This is a genomic window from Streptomyces sp. NPDC052109 (assembly GCF_040680195.1).
Taxonomy (GTDB): Bacteria; Actinomycetota; Actinomycetes; order Streptomycetales; family Streptomycetaceae; genus Streptomyces.
Genome location: NZ_JBFAWF010000015.1, coordinates 108,962 through 125,956, shown reverse-complemented (window position 1 = coordinate 125,956; position 16,995 = coordinate 108,962). Strand labels below are relative to the sequence as shown.

12 protein-coding genes and 6 pseudogenes are annotated in these 16,995 nt (G+C 67.8%); 10 read left to right on the top strand and 8 right to left on the bottom strand.

The window, feature by feature from the left end; translation table 11 throughout:
• Position 1: 1 nt before the first annotated feature.
• Both AB0L59_RS27485 and AB0L59_RS27480 read left to right on the top strand, forming a co-directional pair.
• Positions 2-142, top strand: a pseudogene (locus AB0L59_RS27485) (SfnB family sulfur acquisition oxidoreductase); the annotation flags it as partial.
• A gap of 45 nt (positions 143-187) precedes the next feature.
• Positions 188-1,127: pseudogene (locus AB0L59_RS27480) on the top strand (LLM class flavin-dependent oxidoreductase).
• Positions 1,128-1,239: 112 nt separating this feature from the next.
• On the opposite strand, the gene AB0L59_RS27475 reads toward AB0L59_RS27480, so the two are convergent.
• Complete coding sequence (locus AB0L59_RS27475; protein WP_365588653.1) at positions 1,240-1,662, bottom strand: helix-turn-helix domain-containing protein; 423 nt, start codon at positions 1,660-1,662, stop codon at positions 1,240-1,242.
• Positions 1,663-1,701: 39 nt separating this feature from the next.
• On the opposite strand from AB0L59_RS27475, the gene AB0L59_RS27470 reads away from it, so the two are divergent.
• From AB0L59_RS27470 to AB0L59_RS27445, 6 genes and pseudogenes are all read left to right on the top strand, one after another.
• Positions 1,702-3,210, top strand: coding sequence for an MFS transporter (locus AB0L59_RS27470; RefSeq protein ID WP_365588650.1), 1,509 nt, complete (start codon positions 1,702-1,704; stop codon positions 3,208-3,210).
• A 55-nt stretch (positions 3,211-3,265) separates the two neighbouring features.
• Positions 3,266-3,694, top strand: a pseudogene (locus tag AB0L59_RS27465) (IS5/IS1182 family transposase); the annotation flags it as partial.
• A gap of 932 nt (positions 3,695-4,626) precedes the next feature.
• Complete coding sequence (locus AB0L59_RS27460; RefSeq protein WP_365588648.1) at positions 4,627-5,601, top strand: zinc-dependent alcohol dehydrogenase family protein; 975 nt, start codon at positions 4,627-4,629, stop codon at positions 5,599-5,601.
• A gap of 107 nt (positions 5,602-5,708) precedes the next feature.
• Positions 5,709-6,338: pseudogene (locus tag AB0L59_RS27455) on the top strand (NAD(P)-binding domain-containing protein); the annotation flags it as partial.
• Between the two features lie 129 nt (positions 6,339-6,467).
• Complete coding sequence (locus AB0L59_RS27450) at positions 6,468-7,388, top strand: zinc-binding dehydrogenase (protein WP_365588645.1); 921 nt, start codon at positions 6,468-6,470, stop codon at positions 7,386-7,388.
• A 57-nt stretch (positions 7,389-7,445) separates the two neighbouring features.
• On the top strand, positions 7,446-7,772 hold the full coding sequence (locus tag AB0L59_RS27445) for an MmcQ/YjbR family DNA-binding protein (RefSeq protein ID WP_365588642.1): 327 nt from the start codon (positions 7,446-7,448) through the stop codon (positions 7,770-7,772).
• Between the two features lie 368 nt (positions 7,773-8,140).
• Here AB0L59_RS27445 and AB0L59_RS27440 read toward each other — a convergent pair whose 3' ends face one another.
• The 3 genes from AB0L59_RS27440 to AB0L59_RS27430 all read right to left on the bottom strand — a co-directional run bounded on the left by AB0L59_RS27440 (position 8,141) and on the right by AB0L59_RS27430 (position 11,530).
• Positions 8,141-8,776 (bottom strand): TetR/AcrR family transcriptional regulator, encoded by a 636-nt coding sequence (locus AB0L59_RS27440; protein WP_365588639.1) that lies wholly within the window; start codon positions 8,774-8,776, stop codon positions 8,141-8,143.
• 1,195 nt (positions 8,777-9,971) lie between these two features.
• Entirely contained in the window at positions 9,972-10,658 is a 687-nt protein-coding gene (locus AB0L59_RS27435; protein ID WP_365588636.1) for an SDR family oxidoreductase, read from the bottom strand.
• A gap of 254 nt (positions 10,659-10,912) precedes the next feature.
• Positions 10,913-11,530 (bottom strand): TetR/AcrR family transcriptional regulator, encoded by a 618-nt coding sequence (locus AB0L59_RS27430; protein ID WP_365588633.1) that lies wholly within the window; start codon positions 11,528-11,530, stop codon positions 10,913-10,915.
• Positions 11,531-11,734: 204 nt separating this feature from the next.
• On the opposite strand from AB0L59_RS27430, the gene AB0L59_RS27425 reads away from it, so the two are divergent.
• A complete protein-coding gene (locus AB0L59_RS27425; RefSeq protein WP_365588631.1) occupies positions 11,735-12,970 on the top strand; it encodes a PP2C family protein-serine/threonine phosphatase in 1,236 nt (411 codons plus the stop codon).
• Between the two features lie 164 nt (positions 12,971-13,134).
• Here AB0L59_RS27425 and AB0L59_RS27420 read toward each other — a convergent pair.
• The 4 genes and pseudogenes from AB0L59_RS27420 to AB0L59_RS27405 form a co-directional block, all read right to left on the bottom strand.
• A pseudogene (locus AB0L59_RS27420) lies at positions 13,135-13,422 on the bottom strand (transposase); the annotation flags it as partial.
• A 6-nt stretch (positions 13,423-13,428) separates the two neighbouring features.
• On the bottom strand, positions 13,429-14,397 hold the full coding sequence (locus AB0L59_RS27415; RefSeq protein ID WP_365588628.1) for a cytochrome D1 domain-containing protein: 969 nt from the start codon (positions 14,395-14,397) through the stop codon (positions 13,429-13,431).
• A 123-nt stretch (positions 14,398-14,520) separates the two neighbouring features.
• Complete coding sequence (locus AB0L59_RS27410) at positions 14,521-15,825, bottom strand: Dyp-type peroxidase (protein ID WP_365588626.1); 1,305 nt, start codon at positions 15,823-15,825, stop codon at positions 14,521-14,523.
• Between the two features lie 98 nt (positions 15,826-15,923).
• Complete coding sequence (locus AB0L59_RS27405) at positions 15,924-16,703, bottom strand: recombinase family protein (RefSeq protein ID WP_365588623.1); 780 nt, start codon at positions 16,701-16,703, stop codon at positions 15,924-15,926.
• A gap of 2 nt (positions 16,704-16,705) precedes the next feature.
• Here AB0L59_RS27405 and AB0L59_RS27400 point away from each other — a divergent pair.
• Positions 16,706-16,978: pseudogene (locus AB0L59_RS27400) on the top strand (transposase); the annotation flags it as partial.
• Positions 16,979-16,995: the final 17 nt, after the last annotated feature.

Genomic DNA, 16,995 nt, shown 5'->3' with positions numbered 1-16,995 from the left:
CATGACCGCACACGTCATCACCGACGAAGCCGAGGCCGTCGCTGTCGCGTCCGCCCTGGCCGACGAGTTCCGGGCGGGCGCCTCGGCCCGCGACGCCGAAGGCCGGCTTCCCGGCGAGGAGCTGGACCGGCTCCCCGCCTCGGCGCCGACGAATGTCCCCTGATCACACCCTCGATCGGAGCTCCGCGTGTCCCTCACCTTCCACTGGTTCCTGCCGACCGACGGAGACAGCCGACACGTCGTCGGCTGCGGCCATGGCACCCCCGCCGCCGAGTCCGGGCGCGACCGGCCGCCGACGGGAGCCTGGTGCGAGGAGGCGTGGCTGACCACCGCGATGGTCAGCCGTTGCCTTCCGGCCCGGCTTCGTCTCACCGACGCTCGCCGCGCAGATGGCCTCCACCTTCCAGCGGCAGACCGGCGGACGGCTTCTGCTCAACGTCGTCACCGGCGGCGAAAGCCACGAGCAGCGGGCCTACAGAGACTTCCTCGACAAGGACGCGCGTTACCGCCGTACCGGCGAATTCCTCGAGATCGTACGAGGGTTGTGGGAGGGCAAGACCGTCGATGTGCGCGGTGAGCACCTCCATGTCGAGGACGCGAAGCTCGCACGGGTGCCCGACCCGGTCCCCGAGATGTACTTCGGGGGCTCCTCGCCGATCGCGGGAGAAGTCGCCGCCACACACGTCGACGTCTGTCTCACCTGGGGCGAGCCGCCCGCCGCCGTCGCGGAGAAGATCGCCTGGATCCGGGCGTTGGCCGACAAGGAGGGCCGTAGCGTCCGCTTCGGCATCCGCCTGCGTGTCATCACCCGCGACACCTCCGAGCAGGCCTGGGCCGAGGCGAACCGGCTCCTGGACGGCTTCGACCCGGAGGCGGTCAAGACCATCCAGGCGGGCCCGGCCCGCAGCGAGTCCGAGGGCCAGCAGCGCACGCTCGCCCTGCACGACGGCGGCAGCCGTGACCGCCTGGAGATCCGCCCCAACCTGTGGGCGGGGATCGGCCTGGTGCGCGGTGGCGCGGGCACCGCCCCGAAACTTCAGGCGCGGGGCCTGTGGCAGCACCCGTACGGACAGCGGGCCGCCCCCTCGGCCCAGGTGCCGTTCGCCGGCACCGGGCGCCCGCGATGACCACCTGGTCGCGGCGGAGGTCGACGGCGCCCATGTGATCGCTGACGACGCCGAGGCGGTCGCCGTCGCCGCCGAGCCGACCTCCACGTTCGCCCGTGAGGATGGTGATCGTTCAATGCCTGCCGGGTTGTCCCTCCGCCGGCGTCACGGAGCTGATGTGGTCGCGGGCGTCGTAGGTGGCGCGGGCGGCGGTGATGTCGGCTCGGTGGCGTTCTGCCCAGCCGACGAGCCCGGTGAGGGTCGCGTGGAGCTCGCGGGCCATGGGCGTGAGGCTGTATTCCACCTTGGGCGGCACGGTGGGGTAGACGGTTCGGACAAGCAGGCCGTCGCGTTCCAGCTTGCGCAGGTTCAAGGTGAGCATGCGGCGGCTGATGCCCGTGATGGCGCGTTCCAACTCGGTGAACCGCACCGGCCCGTTCGCGGCGGCGACGAGGATCCCGATGCTCCACTTTCCCGCGACATGGTCGAGGACCTCGGTGAGCGGGCACGCCTCGTTGCTGACCTGGTCGGACACATCGGTGTGACTGCGTGACACGAAAGTGCCTCCTTCCGCCGCACGTCATGGTTACAGAGGATGACTGCTGTAACAAGTCGTGCACCGTTGGAAGGGGGCCTTGTGCCCAGAACCGTCTCATCAGCACAGACATCGCGTTGGGGGGCATTGGCCGTGCTCTGCGCCGGTCAGTTGATGGTCATCCTCGACGGGACCGTCGTAAACGTGGCGCTGCCGGTCATCCAGCAAGACCTCGGTTTCTCCTCGCCGGCTCTGGCCTGGGTGGTCAACGTCTATCTGGTCCCCTTCGGTGGTCTACTGCTCCTCTCCGGTCGGCTCGGCGACCTCATCGGGCGCAAGCGCGTCTTCATCACCGGCCTGAGCATCTTCACGACTGCCTCGCTTCTCTGCGGTGTGTCGCAGGATTCGGCGATGCTGCTTGCCTCCCGGTTCGTCCAGGGCATAGGCGGCGCGGTGACCTCCGCCGTCACCCTCGGCATGGTCGTGACGCTGTTCCGGCAGTCGAATGAGCGGGCCAAGGCCATCGGCGTCTACAGCTTCGTCCAGTCAGCCGGCGGCTCGTTGGGCCTCCTCGCCGGCGGTGTCCTGACGCAGACCATCAGCTGGCACTGGATCTTCTTCGTCAACGTTCCGATCGGCATCGTGGCCGCGCTGTTGGCCCGGCGCATACTCACGTCCGAGCACGGTGTCGGCCTCGGCAAGGGGATCGATGCCCTGGGCGCGCTCCTGGCTACCTCCGCACTGATGCTCGGTGTCTACACGATCGTCGAGACCACCAGCTATGGCTGGGCTTCCGCGCACACGCTGGGCTTCGGCGCTGCGGCCCTCGCCCTGCTCCTGGCATTCGTCACCCGCCAGGCGAGGGCGAGTCACCCCCTTCTGCCCCTGCGCGTGTTCCGCTCGCGCAACGTCTCAGCAGCGATGGGCATCCAGGCCCTCATGGTGGCCGGAATGTTCAGCTTCCAGTTCCTGTGCGTTCTCTACCTACAGAAGGTGCTCGGCTTCGACGAGGTCCACACCGGCCTCGGCATCTTCCCGGTCTCGGTCGCGATCGGCGCGCTGTCGCTCGGCTTCTCACCCAAGCTGATCTCACGTTTCGGCCCCCGTGCGGTACTCCTTCCAGGACTCTTGCTGATCACAGCAGGTCTCGCCGTCCTCGGCCGCGTACCGGCAGGAGGGAGTTACGTCGTGGACGTCCTGCCCGCACTGCTGCCGCTCGGTATCGGCTTCGGCCTCGCGATGCCGTCGCTGGCCACGCTCGCGATGTCAGCGGCCACGCCCCAGGACTCAGGGATCGCCTCCGGCATGTTCAACACCATGCAGCAGATCGGCAGCGCCTTTGGCCTCGCGGCCCTCAGCACCCTCGCCGCCTCGCACACCAATGCCCTGCTGGACGACGGGGCCAACACCACCTCAGCACTCACGGGCGGCTACCAGTTCGCCTTCCGCATCGGCTCGTGCATCGTCGCCGCTGCGCTCCTCCTCGCCGCCACCCTGCTGCGCTCCACCGCCACGCCACAACGTCCGGCGGCCGAAGAGATGCCGGTCACCGAGAACGCCACTCGCTGACCAGACGGCGACGCCAGCCCAGGCCCGGGAGGATTCTGTGTTCGCCGGAGGAGATGTGCCCGTCGTGGCATCGCTGATCATCGCTCCCGTCCGCGAGGAGTTTCTTGCGTCCTTGCCGATGTGGGTCACCACCCATCCGCTGGGATGCCATCGTCGACGGATCCCGGACGAGGTGATCTTCGACAGGCTCATCGAGGTATGGGTGTCCGGGATGGGGTACGAGCGAGTGGCGGACGCGACGTGCTCGGCGACCACCTTGCGCAGGCGCCGGGACGAGTGGACAGCCGCCGGCGCGGGCGAGGCCCTGCGCCTGGCCGCGCTTTCCGCCTATGACCGCATGATCGGCCTCGGCCTGGAACAACTCGCCGCTGATGGCTGCCAGACCAAGGCCCCCTCGGGCGGCGAGTGCGCGGGCAAGAGCCCTGTCGACCGGGCCAGACAAGGTGTCAGACGCTCACAGCTCACCGATGCCTACGGCATCCCGTCCACCCGCTCAGCGTTTCCCGGTTGCCGATCTACATTGTCACCGGTCAGCGCAGCCGGACCACGGCGACGACCGAGTGCCGGGTCGTGTCCGCCACGACTTCCCCCACCACATCACCGACGGCGGGCGTGTAGGAGTCGCCGGCATTCGTAAACGCCCGCCCGGCCTGCGCGACCAGGCGCGGGCCGACGACGGAGGCGAGCGTGAGGTCAGCCTCTGGGACAGCGCGACGCGTCCGTCGGGCAGCCGCACGGCGAGGGCCTTTCGGATGGCGGCCCGTGCCGGTGAAGCCGACCACATGGCGTCGACTGTGTCCGCGTGCCACTGGTAAAGGGCCGTTATTCAAAAGCTGCGCTATTCCTAGGACCACGCCTTGTTCATGGGCGGTCACTGACCGAATGCTTTTTGTCCGGCCGCCGGCACGCTGCCGGCCTTCTGGAGACTCGTCGGAATGCTCTCCCCCCGACGTACCCGGCCGTGGGTGGTGAGAGACCGGGCAGGGCGAGTGCCTCTCCGGTTGCAGTGCCCCTGTTCGGGTTCTTTACTAGTAGGTACAAATCCATCTGAACCATGCGGTCCGTGAGGTGGCGTGGCGGAGTATTCCTTCGTCGGCGAGGGCGTCACAAGGTGGGCGGGCATGGGTTGGCGTGTGTCGGCGTGCTGTGCTCTCTGCAGGTCTCCGGGTGAGCTACATCGAGGAAGAAGTGGACATCCTGGGACAGTTTGATGGCAAGGTCAGTTTGGTGGCTGCCCGACCTGGATCGGCTTGGCTACAGCCCGTCGGTTCGCCGCCGAGGGCTCCACCGTGCGTCTCACGGGCGGGAGCAGAACCGAGCTGGACACAGCCGTGGAATTCCTCGGGAGCGGGGCCGTCGGCATCCGAAGCGATGCCTCAAGTTTCGGCGAAGCGACGACGCAAGGAGTCGTGTCCCATGCTCGCCATTCACCTCACGCAGTTCGGGGAGCCGGAGAAGAGCCTGAAGGTGGTGGACGTGCCCGAGCCCCCGGCTCCCACCGCCGGACAGGCGCTGGTCCAGGTCGAGTACGCCCCGCTCGACCACCACGACCTTCTCCTGGCGCAAGGTATCTATCCCGTACGCCCTGAGCCGCCGACAGCCATCGGTAACGAGGGTGTCGGGACGGTCGTGTCCGTAGGGCCCGGTGTCATGGAGGTCCGTCCCGGCGAGAGGGTCCTGCTTCCCTTCGGCGTCTTTTCCTGGTCCGAGCGGGTGGTGGCCGAGGCGGCAGACCTGACCGTCGTGGAAAAGTCCATCAGTCTTGAACAGGCAGCGATGCTCACCATCAATCCCGTCAGCGCGGGGCTCCTGGTCAGCCTGCGTGACCTCCCGGCCGGTTCCTGGGTGGTGCAGAACGCGGCCAACAGCGGGGTGGGCCGGTCTGTCATCGTGTTCGCCAAGGAACGAGGGTTGCGCACGATCAACCTCGTGCGCAGCGCGGAACTCGTGAGCGAACTCCACGACCTCGGTGCCGACATCGTGGTTGTCGACGCGGCGGACGCCGGCGCGCGCGTGCGGGAGGCCATCGGCTCCGATCCGGTGCTCCTCGGCCTTGACGGTGTCAGCGGTGCGGCGACTGCACTATTGCTGGACGTACTGACCGACGGCGCCCTGCTGGCGATCTACGGGTATCTGAGCGGCCAGCCGTTCACGCCCGATCCTGACGTGTTGAGGACGAAGAACATCACCACGACGGAATTCTGGATGTACCAGGACGAGTTCCTTCCCCGGCTTCCGGCTCTGAACGCGGAGTCCGCGCGGCTGGTCTCCGAGGGAAGACTCGTCCTGCCCTCCGCGCCCGTCTACAAGGCGGCGGACTTTCCCGAGGCGCTCGCGTACTTCCGGGAGAACGGCAAGGTCCTCCTGGACTTCAACCCGCATCGCGCGTAGGCGCCGCCGCACCTGCCGCCGAGGCCGGGACCACCCCGACAGGAAGCGGCCGGAGCCGACCACACAACCGCTGCCGGGGCGCCGGCACGACCCCCGACACACGATCAAGGATGGGCAGCATGGCCGCACAGAGCACCATCGGCATTCTCGGCGCGGGAGAGATCGGCCGGGCCGTCGCCGACAAGGCCGTCCGCCACGGACACGAGGTACTCATCGGTAACAGCCGGGGCCCGGAGACACTCAAGGCAGTCGTAGAGCAGCTGGGGCCGAAGGCCCACGCCGTGACAGCCGAGGAGGCGGCGCAGCCGGACCTCGTCTTCCTCGCGGTCCCGTTCTCCGCCGTACCGGACCTGACCAGCCTTACCGACTGGGCCGGGAAGATCGTCGTCGACACAACGAATCAGTTCGCCGCGGCCAACCCCTGGCGGGGCCGCTACGACGTCGGCGACCTCACGGGCAGCGAGTGGGTCGCCCAGCGCCTTCCCGGAGCGCGGATCGTGAAGGCGTTCAACAGCCTGTTCGCCGCGTTCATCGCCGCGGACCCCCAGCACGAGGAAGGCCGCCAGGTGGTCTTCTACGCGGGCGACGACGCCGACGCGAAGGCGGCCGTGGCCGGCTTGCTCGACGAATTCGGATTCGCCGCCCTGGACCTCGGCGCTCTACGGGAAGGCGGGCGGCTGATGCAGCTCGACGGCCCGCTCAGCGCGAAGCACCTGCTGCTCATGGACGTCGGCTGACGCCCCGGCCAAGCCCCATACGCACCGGCGCACAGGAGGAGAATCATGAACCGTCGTGTCGTCTGGACCCGTAGCGGGACGCCCGCCGACGTCCTGACCGTCATCGAGGAGCCCGAACCGGAAGCACCCGTGCGCGGTCAGGTCCTCATCCGCGCCACGGCCTTCCCGGTCCACCCTGGTGATCTCCTAGGTCTCGAGGCTTTCCCCACGACGGCTGCAGAGCCGATACCGGTCGGCGTGGAAGGAACCGGCTTGGTGGAGGCCATAGGCCCGGACACGCGCGTGGCTCCGGGCGTCGAGGTCGGCAGCCGCGTAACAGTCTTTCCCCTGCCGGGAGGATGGTCACAATGGGTCCTGGCGGACGCCGAGATGGTCGTCCCCGTGCCTGATGACCTGTCGGACGAGGTCGCCGCGCAGATGCTGACGAACCCGCTCACCGCGGTGATGCTGCGCCGTGAAGCGGAGCAGCACCCGGCCTTGGGATACGACGGTTATCTGGTGCAGGCCGCCGCCGGCTCATCGGTCGGGCGGCTGGTAACCGGCGTGATGCAGTACCACCACGTGGGCCTGGTCAACGTCGTCCGCAGTGACCGCGGTGCCGCCGAGCTGCGGAAGCGGTTCCCGGACGTCCCGGTCGTGGCCACAGAGAATCCGGGCTGGGCCGACGAGGTCCGCAAGGCAGCCGGCGGCCGCCCGCTCAGTGTGGCCTTCGACCCCGTCGGCGGAAAGCTGACAGAAAGCCTTCTGGACCTGTTGGCGCCGGGCGGCAGGCTGATCATTTACGGGGAACTCGCCGACGAGCCGATCTCGGTGCATGCGTCGACGCTGCTGCACCGAGCGCTGACGGTGCGGGGCGCGACCCTCGGCCGGTGGCTGTTGGAGGCATCCGCCGAGAGGCGGGCATCGGACTCGGTCGCCGCGACGCTGATCGCGCTTGTGTGCAAGGACCAGTTCGACGTGGCCGCTACATACGACCTCGGCGAGCTGGCCACCGCCGTGAAGCACGCGGTGCAGCCCGGCAAGGTCGGCACCGTCCTCATCCGCCCCTAGTAGCCGCCGCTACCAAAGGCGGAGTCCTGCAACTTCAGTTAGGGAAGCAAGGTAGCCATGAACGTGGACGACGTCCGGGAGCTGGCGCTCTCTTTCGCCGGAGTCAGCGAGTCGCGTCCGTTCGCCCCGGACCGCGTGGTGTTCAAGGCAGAGGCGAACAACAAGGTGTTTGCCATCCTCAGTGGCCATGAGTTCCCGGACGACCAGGTGACAGTCAAGGCCGATCCGGATCGGGTCACCGAGTTGCAGCACCGCTTCGAGGCAGTGCACCCGGCGTACAAGCTGAACAAGCGATACTGGGTCAACATTTCGTTGGCCGGCGATGTCCCGGACGAACTGATTCGGGAGCTGATAGAGGACAGCCACGACCTGGTCGCACCATGAGCCCCCGGGCGTCCAGGTGCACAAATCGCCGACGCTGCGCGGCAGGAGCGTCGACCGCTGGATGTCAGACACCTCCCTCGGCAGGCAGACATCCGACGTCGCCGCCGCGAAGATGATCGCGATGGCGGCCAAGGACCCGGTCTCGGCGACCTGGCAGAGGCCGTGCAACACACGCAACGGCCCGGCAAGGTCGGCACCGGCCTCATCCGCCCCTGGGTAGGCGCCCCTGCGCTGCTGCTGATCGTCCTGTTCGTAGGGGGCTTGCGCGCAATGGCCGGGCGACGCCCGTGACGCCCGGCGGGGCAGGACCTCCACGGCGTGCGGTCCATGGCACTGAAAACCCAAGGGCCGTCCAGAACAGGACCGGGTCACGGCGCTGAACGGTCCTCCAGCCGACCCGGCGCCGGCTCGTCCGTGGACACGCGGGGAAGAAGGGCCAAGGCCTGCTCGGCAGCACCGATGACAACCTCCGCTGCGGCTCCCGCCCTGCCCAGGGCCTCCAGTCCCCTCAGCACGGCGAGGAGAAGGCTTGCGAGCCCGTGCGTGTCCGCTTCGGCATCCAGCGAGCCCTCCTCCTGGGCCCGGGCGAGGCAGTCCGACAGCTCGCTGTGCATTCCGCGGACAGTGGCAGCAATCCGCTCGGCGACGGTCTTGTCGACCGCGGCGAGTTCCGTGGCGCTCCTGGCCATCATGCAGCCGCGCCGCTCCACGTCCCTGCTGATCGCTTCGGAGATGTCGCATACAAGGCTTTCCAGCTGCGGGAGGGCCGGTCCCGGGCCGCGCAGAGCCGAACGCCAGGCTTCGATCGCGTCACTGTTGTAGCTGTCCAGAGCCTGCAGGAACAGGGCGTGTTTGTCTCCGAAGGCTCCGTACAAGCTTCCGCGTCCCAAGCCTGTGACGGCGCTCAGATCGTCGATGGAGGTTCGGTCGTAGCCGTGGGACCAGAACTGGTCGCGAGCAGCCCGCACAACCTCCTCGTCGTCAAACTGCCGAGGCCGGGCCATGAGAAAACTGTACGCCGTCTACGAGGCATTACGGGGAGAAGGCAGGGCAGTACGAGCCTGTTTCGAGGCTTGTGAAACCGGCTCGCCCGAACGGCCAAGCCTGTGCTGCCCGCCCGCTCGCCCTCGGAAGGGGGCCCCGGGAACCCCTATGATCCGATGAGCGGAAAAAACGGCGGAGACGCGGGGAAGGCTCGTTTCAAAGGGAAGAGGGGAGCGTTGCAGTTCCTGTCGGCACGACCCCGAATTTTGTCAGCAATTTGCACATCGGTATATATGAACCCGTCCTTGTCGGCTGCGCAGGCAGCACTTAGCCAGTCGGTTGCCATACGAGTCTCGATGCTGTCGCGGCGCAAGATGATGTCCACTGCAATTGATTTATCGGCCAGCAATAGAGCGCCTTGCCCTGCAGAGTCTGCCCCTCCCGGCACGGCCACCGATCTGCCTGCGCACGAACGGACTTCTAGCTCAGTGGCAGCGTAATAGATTCCCGCTCCTTCGAAGTGTTTCCAGCGGGCGGTCGGCAAGGGGTTGGAGCCTTACGGCACGGGAAGGGGAATGCTGACGAGGTCCGAATTTCGCGCCTGTACAGCGGCAAGGCGGGTCAGTACCCGCCTCCGCTCCTCCCACCCCTCGGGGGGAGCGGAGGCGCCGCGAAACTGGCCCCATGCCTGATAATCCGCCCCGCGTCACCCGCCCACGAGGACGTCCACCCAAAGATGCGCAATTCGCCCCGACCGACCATGTCATGGCCGCCGCGATCGAGACCTTCTCAGTGCATGGATACGAGAATGCTGACCCGGAATTTCATCGAGTACTCGGCAACGCGCCCCTATCTGGCCCGCCTCGTCACTTTGGAGGGTGCGGCTGCCACGGATCGCCTGGGATACCTCTACCACCATTACATCGAGCCCATCAGGTCGCGCTTCATCCCCGTTTTTGAACTCCGCCGAGAACGTGGCCGAAGTGCTCCTCAACGGCCTCTCCCTGTCCGGCTGAGCGTGCATGGACCTGGGAGGCTTGTAACGTCCCGGAAAGCACCGTGCAACCGCGCTCCGAGCGGTTCAGATGCCGTGGGTTTCTGACGTTGTCGGCCGGCGTCGGGTGACCTCATACGGCCCGAAGACGGCCCCGGGCCTTGATCGTCCGGGGCCCTCTTGTATCCGGCTTCTGCACCTCTTCGGGTAGGGCGGTCATGTCAGGTGACGCGCAGTCCGCCGTCGATGAACAGGTCCTGGGCGTTGACGCCGGTGTTCCGGAGGAGGAAGTCGGTGGCTTCCGCGACTTCCTCCATGGTCACCAAGCGCCCGATGGGGGTACGCGGTACGTGAGGGTGGTCGGGCACGTCGCGCCACCTCGGGCTGTCTCCCACCACGCCGGGATGGAGCGCGTTGACACGATGGGGTGCGATCTCCAGTGCGAGGGTCTTCATCAGTCCGGTGATACCCGAGTTGACGGCGGTCACGATGGTGGAACCGGGGTAGGGGCGTTCTTTGGCCAGGCCGCCGAAGAGGACGACCGACGCGCCGGGGGTGAACCGGTCACGCAGGACGCGCACGGTCTCCGTGTACCCCACCAGCTTGATGGTCACGGCTTCCACGGCCTTGGCGATGTCGAAGTCCGCGAGGGTGTTGAAACCCTCTGAGACGCCGGTGATCACCAGGTTGTCGACGTCCCGTACGTCGGCGAGCGCTCCGTCGATGGCTTCCGGCCGCGACAGGTCAACGGCCAGACCCCGGACGCTGCCGGCGATTTCGGCGGCCACGGTATCGGCGCGCTCTCTGGTGCGGCTGGTGATGATGACGCTGTCGCCGCGGTTGGCGTATCGCTGCGCCAGTACGCGTCCCAGCGCGCCGCTTCCTCCGACGATGATCGAGGTGGTCACAATCCACAGGTCCCTTCAGTGGATATGCAGCAAATGAGATATTTTATGCGGGGAGATGCGGACGGTTGGGACGCCACCGGAGTGGTCACTCGGACGGCCCGGCAGCCGTCCCGCCGATCGGTCGCCGGGCCGGTAGGTCAACGTCAGGGTCCGCGCTGTGTCGAGCATCGTGACCAGCACCGGTTCGCCGGCTGACCGCTCCGGAATCCGCGGCACATGCCGGTACTCACGGCTTGAAGGCGGCGAGTGACCGCTCATCGTCCGGGCCAGAGATCAGGTGCCGCGGCCAGGGCGGTGAGGGCCGCGCGGTCGCCCACGGCATGGTCGACGGGTTCGCCGGTGACCAGGAGCCGATAGTAGATCGGCGCGGCGATCAGTCCGATCAGCTCATGGGGATCGGTGTCCGCCGGTAGTTCACCGCGCTGGATCGCCCGTTCGACGATGGGAGCGGCGAGCCGCTGCCGTTCGGCGAAGTGGTTCCGCTTGACCTCGGCGACCTCCGGCGCTCTGGCTGCATCGGAGAACAGCACGGCTAGCAGGATCGCGCCCGCGTCGCTGGTGAGAACGTCCACGATCGATCGGGCGTACGCACGCAGGTCGGTCTCGATCGCACCGGTGTCCGGAACCGGGACCCTGGCTTCGACCAGGTCGCCCATGGCGGCTGCCAGCAGCGTGTCCTTGGTCCCCCACCGTCGGTAGATGGTCGTCTTGTGCACGCCGGCCCGCACTGCGATGTCCTCGATGGACAGTGCGGCGTAGCCGCGCTGTCCCAACTCGAGCAGCGTCGCCTCGTATACGGCCGCACGCACCCGAGCGCTGCGACCGCCCGTGCGGACCGTGCCGCGCCGTTCGGTGAAGGTCGCCGAAGCCATATTGCAACTCCTTGTTGCGTTTACTGGCACCAATATGCCACAGTTGCGCAAAAGGGACAAAACATCGTCGGCGCAACCATGACCTGCAGCGTCCGTCATCGCTGATAGTTCAAGATTCAACCTTATTGCCTCATTCAGGCATAGTTTGGGCAGTTTCCACTGCAAGCGGGCGTCGAACAACCGTCTCCGCCTAAGGACAGAAACATGGGTGTACAGGTAAAGGGGTCCACCGCATCCCGTGTCACCGCCATTCGGTCGTTGAGGCAGGTGATCGCCCTGAAGCGGCCCTCCTGGCGGATGTGGGAAGAGGACCGGCCGTTCTCGCCGGCGCTCCTGACTCCGCTGTTGGTGATCGTGCTGGCCTCGGTGGCGGCCCTCTTTACGCCCCACCTGGAGTTCTACCGGCTGCTCGGGGCGGCCCCCGCGCTTGCCGCCGCGATGTTCTCCGTGGCCGGCACGCTGGGCATCGGGCTGCTGACCCTGATCGCCGGCTTCGTCATTTCCGCCGCCGACCACACTCTGGAGCGGACTCCCGGAATCTTCACCTTGATCACGGTCGCGGCTGTCACCCTGGCCGCCGCTTACGCCAGCCAGGTACGGCAGCACCGGGAGCGCACCCTCGCCGAGGTCCGCTCCGTGGCGGAGACGGCGCAGCGCGTGCTGCTGCGCCCGGTCCCGCATCACCTCGGGCACATCGACGTCGAGGTTCTCTACCAGGCGGCCGCCGCGCAGGCCCGCATCGGCGGCGATTTCTACGAGGCGCAGCAGACCTCGCACGGAGTGCGGCTGATCATCGGTGACGTGCGCGGCAAGGGCCTGCCGGCCGTCGAGGCCGCCTCGGTCGTCCTCAGTTCCTTTCGGGTGTTCGTCGAGGACGCCCCGCACCTGCCGGACCTGGCACACCGACTGGAGACCAGCATCAGCCGTTACGGCGAGGACGTGGCCTCCGACGACGCGCTGGAACGCTTCGTCACCGTCCTGCTCGTCGAGATCCCCGCCGGAGAACCCATCGCCCGCCTGGTCAACTGCGGACACCCTCCGCCGCTGCTGCTGCACGGCGGCGAAGTGTGCGAGGTGGAACCCAGCGCGCCGTCACCGCCCCTCAACATGGCCGCCCTGCTCGGCGAGCAGCACTACCAGGTCGACACCATTCCGTTCGGCACCGGCGACAGCCTGCTGCTCTACACCGACGGCGTCAGCGAGACCCGCGACGGTATCGGGACCTTCTACCCCCTCGCCCAGCGCGTCCGCCGATGGGCCCTTGCCTCGCCTCGCCAACTCCTCGACCACCTCCACCAGGACCTGCGCGCCTATGTCCACGGCACCCGTGACGACGACCTCGCCGCCCTGGTGGCCCACCGCGTCACACCGTGCGACCTGGAGTCGGCCGAACTAGGAGGGCTACGGCCACTCCGGTCGACTGGCCCCGACATCGGTTGAGCACGTGCGCAGCCCTCTGACGTGCAACTTGGCACGACGGATCGGGCAGTCCCGGACGCAGGGATATCAGCGCGGTTTACGTGGTGGTTCGAGACCAGGACTGTCCGCGGCGCGTACGCAAGCGAAGGTCACGGTCGCAGACGAGTACGTGCCCACGCACAGCACCCGTAGGCGGCGTCGGCCACGACGACCGGTGGACTCAATCCCCAGTCGGCCAGCGTGTCGAGCATGTCCAGGGCCAGCCGACCCTTCTCGTGGTGTCTGACCTCGGTTTGGACGCGGGCGGCAGTCCGGCGGTCGTTGTCCGCTTCCCATTCCTGAGGCAGGAACAGCCGCCACTGCAGCGGGCGTGAGACGATGTCGGTCGCAGCGTGGACGCTGTCCGCGACGTGGCAGTTGGCGTCTTTGCCCAGGGCCCCGCAGTACTGCGGGGCGACCGCGACCGACATTCGGCTGCCTCAGCTCACCGCTACCCCGTACGGCTGGGAGCCCACCGTGACCGTCGCGACGACCTTGCGGGATGCGGAATCGACGACGGCGAGAGTGCCCGCTCCCTGGTTGGTGACGTAGATCGCGTCGTGGGTGACCTCCAGGTTGAACGGGTCGGTGCCGGGCGGGCCGAGGTCGATGGTCGCCGAGACGTGCTTGCTGCCGGTGTCGATCACGGAGACGTTGCCGGGTCCGAGGTTCGCGGAGTAGGCGTAGTGGCCGTCCGGGCCGATGGCCACGTCGAAGGGGCCCGTGCGGACGTTCACGGTGGTCGCCTTGCCGGTGTCGGTGGCGATGGCGAGTACGTGCGTCCCGACCTCGTCGGCGACGTAGGCCGCCTTGCCGTCCTTGGTGACGGCGACGGCCACCGGGGACTGCCCTGCGGGGAGCTGCCGGGTGACCTTGTGGGTGCGGGTGTCGATGACCGACAGGGTGCCCGATCCGGAGTTCGCGACGTACGCCTGGGCACCGTCGCGGCTGAGGGCCACGTTCACCGGGGACCTGCCGACGGGGATGGTGGCTGAGGCCCACTGGGTATGGGTGTCGATCACGGAGACGGTGTTCGAGGTGCCGTTGGTGACGTAGAGGGACCCGCCGTCGGGGCTCAGCGCGACTCCGGTGGGGCTCTTGCCGACGGGCACGGTGGCCACGGTCCTGTAGGTGCGGGTGTCGAGGACCGAGACGCGGGCCGAGCCGCTGTCGGCGACGTACAGGCGTCTGCCGTCCTTGGCGACGGCCACACCCTCGGGCGCCGTACCGGCCCGCACGGTGGCGACCACCTTGTGGGTGTGGGCGTCGATCACCGAGACGGTGTCGTCCTGCTGGTTGGTGACGTAAACGCGGCTGTCCGCGCGGGCAGCCGCGGACGGGAGGCCCGCGGCCACCGGGTGCGCGGAGGCGGTGGGCGCACAGGGGACCAGCAGCAGGGCAATGCCCATCGCGAGGACCGGCCGTACTGCCCTGCCATGGCCTCGGCGGCTCCCTGCCGATGTCCGCGCGGCAGACAACATCTCGCCTCCTGTCCGCAGTGCCGAGGTCCGGTCCGGTGGCCCGGCTCGGTGTCAGGTCAGCAGCCCGCGGGCGTAGTAGTCCTTGTCGTCCCGGACGCCCGGGAGCGCGAAGAAGTAGCCTCCGCCCCGAGGGCTGATGAAGGGCACCAGGGCTTCGCCCTGCAGCCGGGTCTGCATGGTGATGTAGGTGTTGAGTTCCTGCTGGAAGCAGTTGAACGCGTGGCCCATGTCGAGCTCGGGCAGGTTGGGACTGCGGTCGTAGTCGAAGCTCCGGCGCAGGATGGTGCTGGTCGCCGCGGTCTCCGGGGTCTGCGGGTTCGCGAGCCGGATGTGGCAGTTGAGCGGGGTGATGAGTCCCTGGGGGTCGTTGGTGTAGATGGGGTCGAACTTGTCGTCGTCGTTCTCGCCCAGCGCGTACAGGGGGGCGCCGCTCGCCTTGCGGCGGCCGAAGATGCGCTCCTGTTGGGCGACGGGCACCTTCTGCCACGCCTCGATGAAGAAGTGCACGATACGCACCACGTGATAGGTGCCGCCCGCGGCCCAGGCCGGTTCAGCGCTCTTCGGCTGGACCCAGACCGCCTGGTCCATCTGGGACGCGCTGGTGGTGTCGACGTTCGAGATGCCGTCCTTGAAACCGAACCAGTCGCGCCGGACTCCGACGGGGCGGTGCGGATTGCGCTGGCCGTCGATGCGCCAGCGCAGCTTCGCCGCCGACTCGGTGTGCATCAGGATGTCGAGCAGGGCGTTCACCGTGGTGTCCCGGTTATCGGCGCATATCTGGAGCAGCAGGTCCCCCTGGCTCAGAGCCGGATCCAGGTCGTCATGCCGGAACGGCTTCATCGTGACGAGCTGGACCGGCTTCCGGGCGCGCAGACCGTATCGGTCGTCGAAGAGAGAGGCGCCCACGCCTACGGTCACCGTGAGACCGTCTGCCACGACCGTGGGTCCCAGGATGCCCGAGCTTGACGGTGCCGCGGTCGGAGACGTTTCGGGCGGTTTTCCACCGGCCGTGAGGAAGCGGGCGCGCGCAGTCAGCCTGCGGAACAGCTCGGTGAGTTCGGTGCGGCCGGATGCGGTGACGTCGAGCGCGACAAAAATGGCGACTCGTTGTGGGTGAGGGGGAAGGGCGATGCCCGCCTGGTGGTAGCCGTGGAAGGGGATCGTCCGGGACTTGGGTTCGTCCGCGTCCACGGGGTTCGTTCCCGCGACTGCTGCACCGCCTTTGAGAGCGGTCTCGCCCGCCGTTCCGACCACGAGGCCGGCAGCGGTTCCCTGCAGAAACGTCCGTCGGGCGAACGCCCCCATCGGGCATTCCGTCCCGCTCCATTCGTCGTCCGGTGACGTCTTGTCGGTCATGACGTCCTCCACGGATCGAGCATCCACCGAACACCTGTTTCATACGCTATTTCGGACGCGTCAGTCCCACCACTCGGGAGTATGACGGCATGGCGAGGTCACTCCCCGGAGGTTCTGGCCAGCGGGGCGCGCGTACTCGAAAGGGGGCCTGCCCTCATGATGGTGGACACGCTTCGTTGATCACGTGGCGAGCGTGGACTTAGAGGGCGTTTATACAGGTCAGGACCTATATGCGACTCTCGCCCTCGCCGTGCTTTGAAGGCTTTCATCCCGTAGGCGTCGAATGGCCTTCCCCGGGGCGGAGGCTTGGTCATGCCATACCCCAGCGACCTGTCCGATGCCCGATGGGCGGCGCTCGCGTGGGTGAGCGCTTCGATGGTGGCGGGAGCCGGTTCGGGGCGAAGGCCCGGGCGATCCACCGGTACGGGGCCTGGCACAGGATGTCTTCGCGCAGGTAGACGGTGCGGGGGCGCGTTGCTAGTGGACGCGGCTGCGGATGGTGGCGGGCTGCATCTTGCGCCCGCACATGCTGCACCGGACCCGGCGGCGCAGAGCGTCGGGGCGCGCGCCCCGTTTGCCGGCGCGCTCCTGCCGCCCCCTCGTTGCGGGCGCGCCGTGCGCGCGATGCGGGCGGCATCGAAGAGATCAGGGCTGATGATCGCTTCGTGGGCGGGCTCGATGGAGTGGATCCACTCCTCGACGGGGTTGCGTTGCTTGTTCCAGACCTCGTAGCCGGTGTAGCGGGCGTTGAGGAGGAGGGCGCGCACGGCACGCTGCTGCCGCGCGGTCTTCTTGCGGTGCGGATTTCGGGCGGCGTCGTGCGAAGGGCAGGGGATGCCTTCCAGGGTGAGCTGGGCGGCGATGGCGTCGTAGCTCATGCCGTCGACCCGCCAAGCTCCACGCGGACAAGGGGTACGACTCCGCTCACCTGCGGCGATGGTTGACCCAGCGGGGGATCCGGCACCGCATCGCACGCAAGGGCATCGAGACCTCGCAGCGGCTGGGCCGCCACAGGTGGACCATCGAACGCACTATGGCGTGGCTTGCAGGCTGCCGTCGCCTCCACCGCCGCTACGAGCGCAAGGCCGAACACTTCCTCGCCTTCACCAGCATCGCCTGCACCCTCATCTGCTTCCGCCGACTGAACAAGTAACCTCACGCCCAATCCAT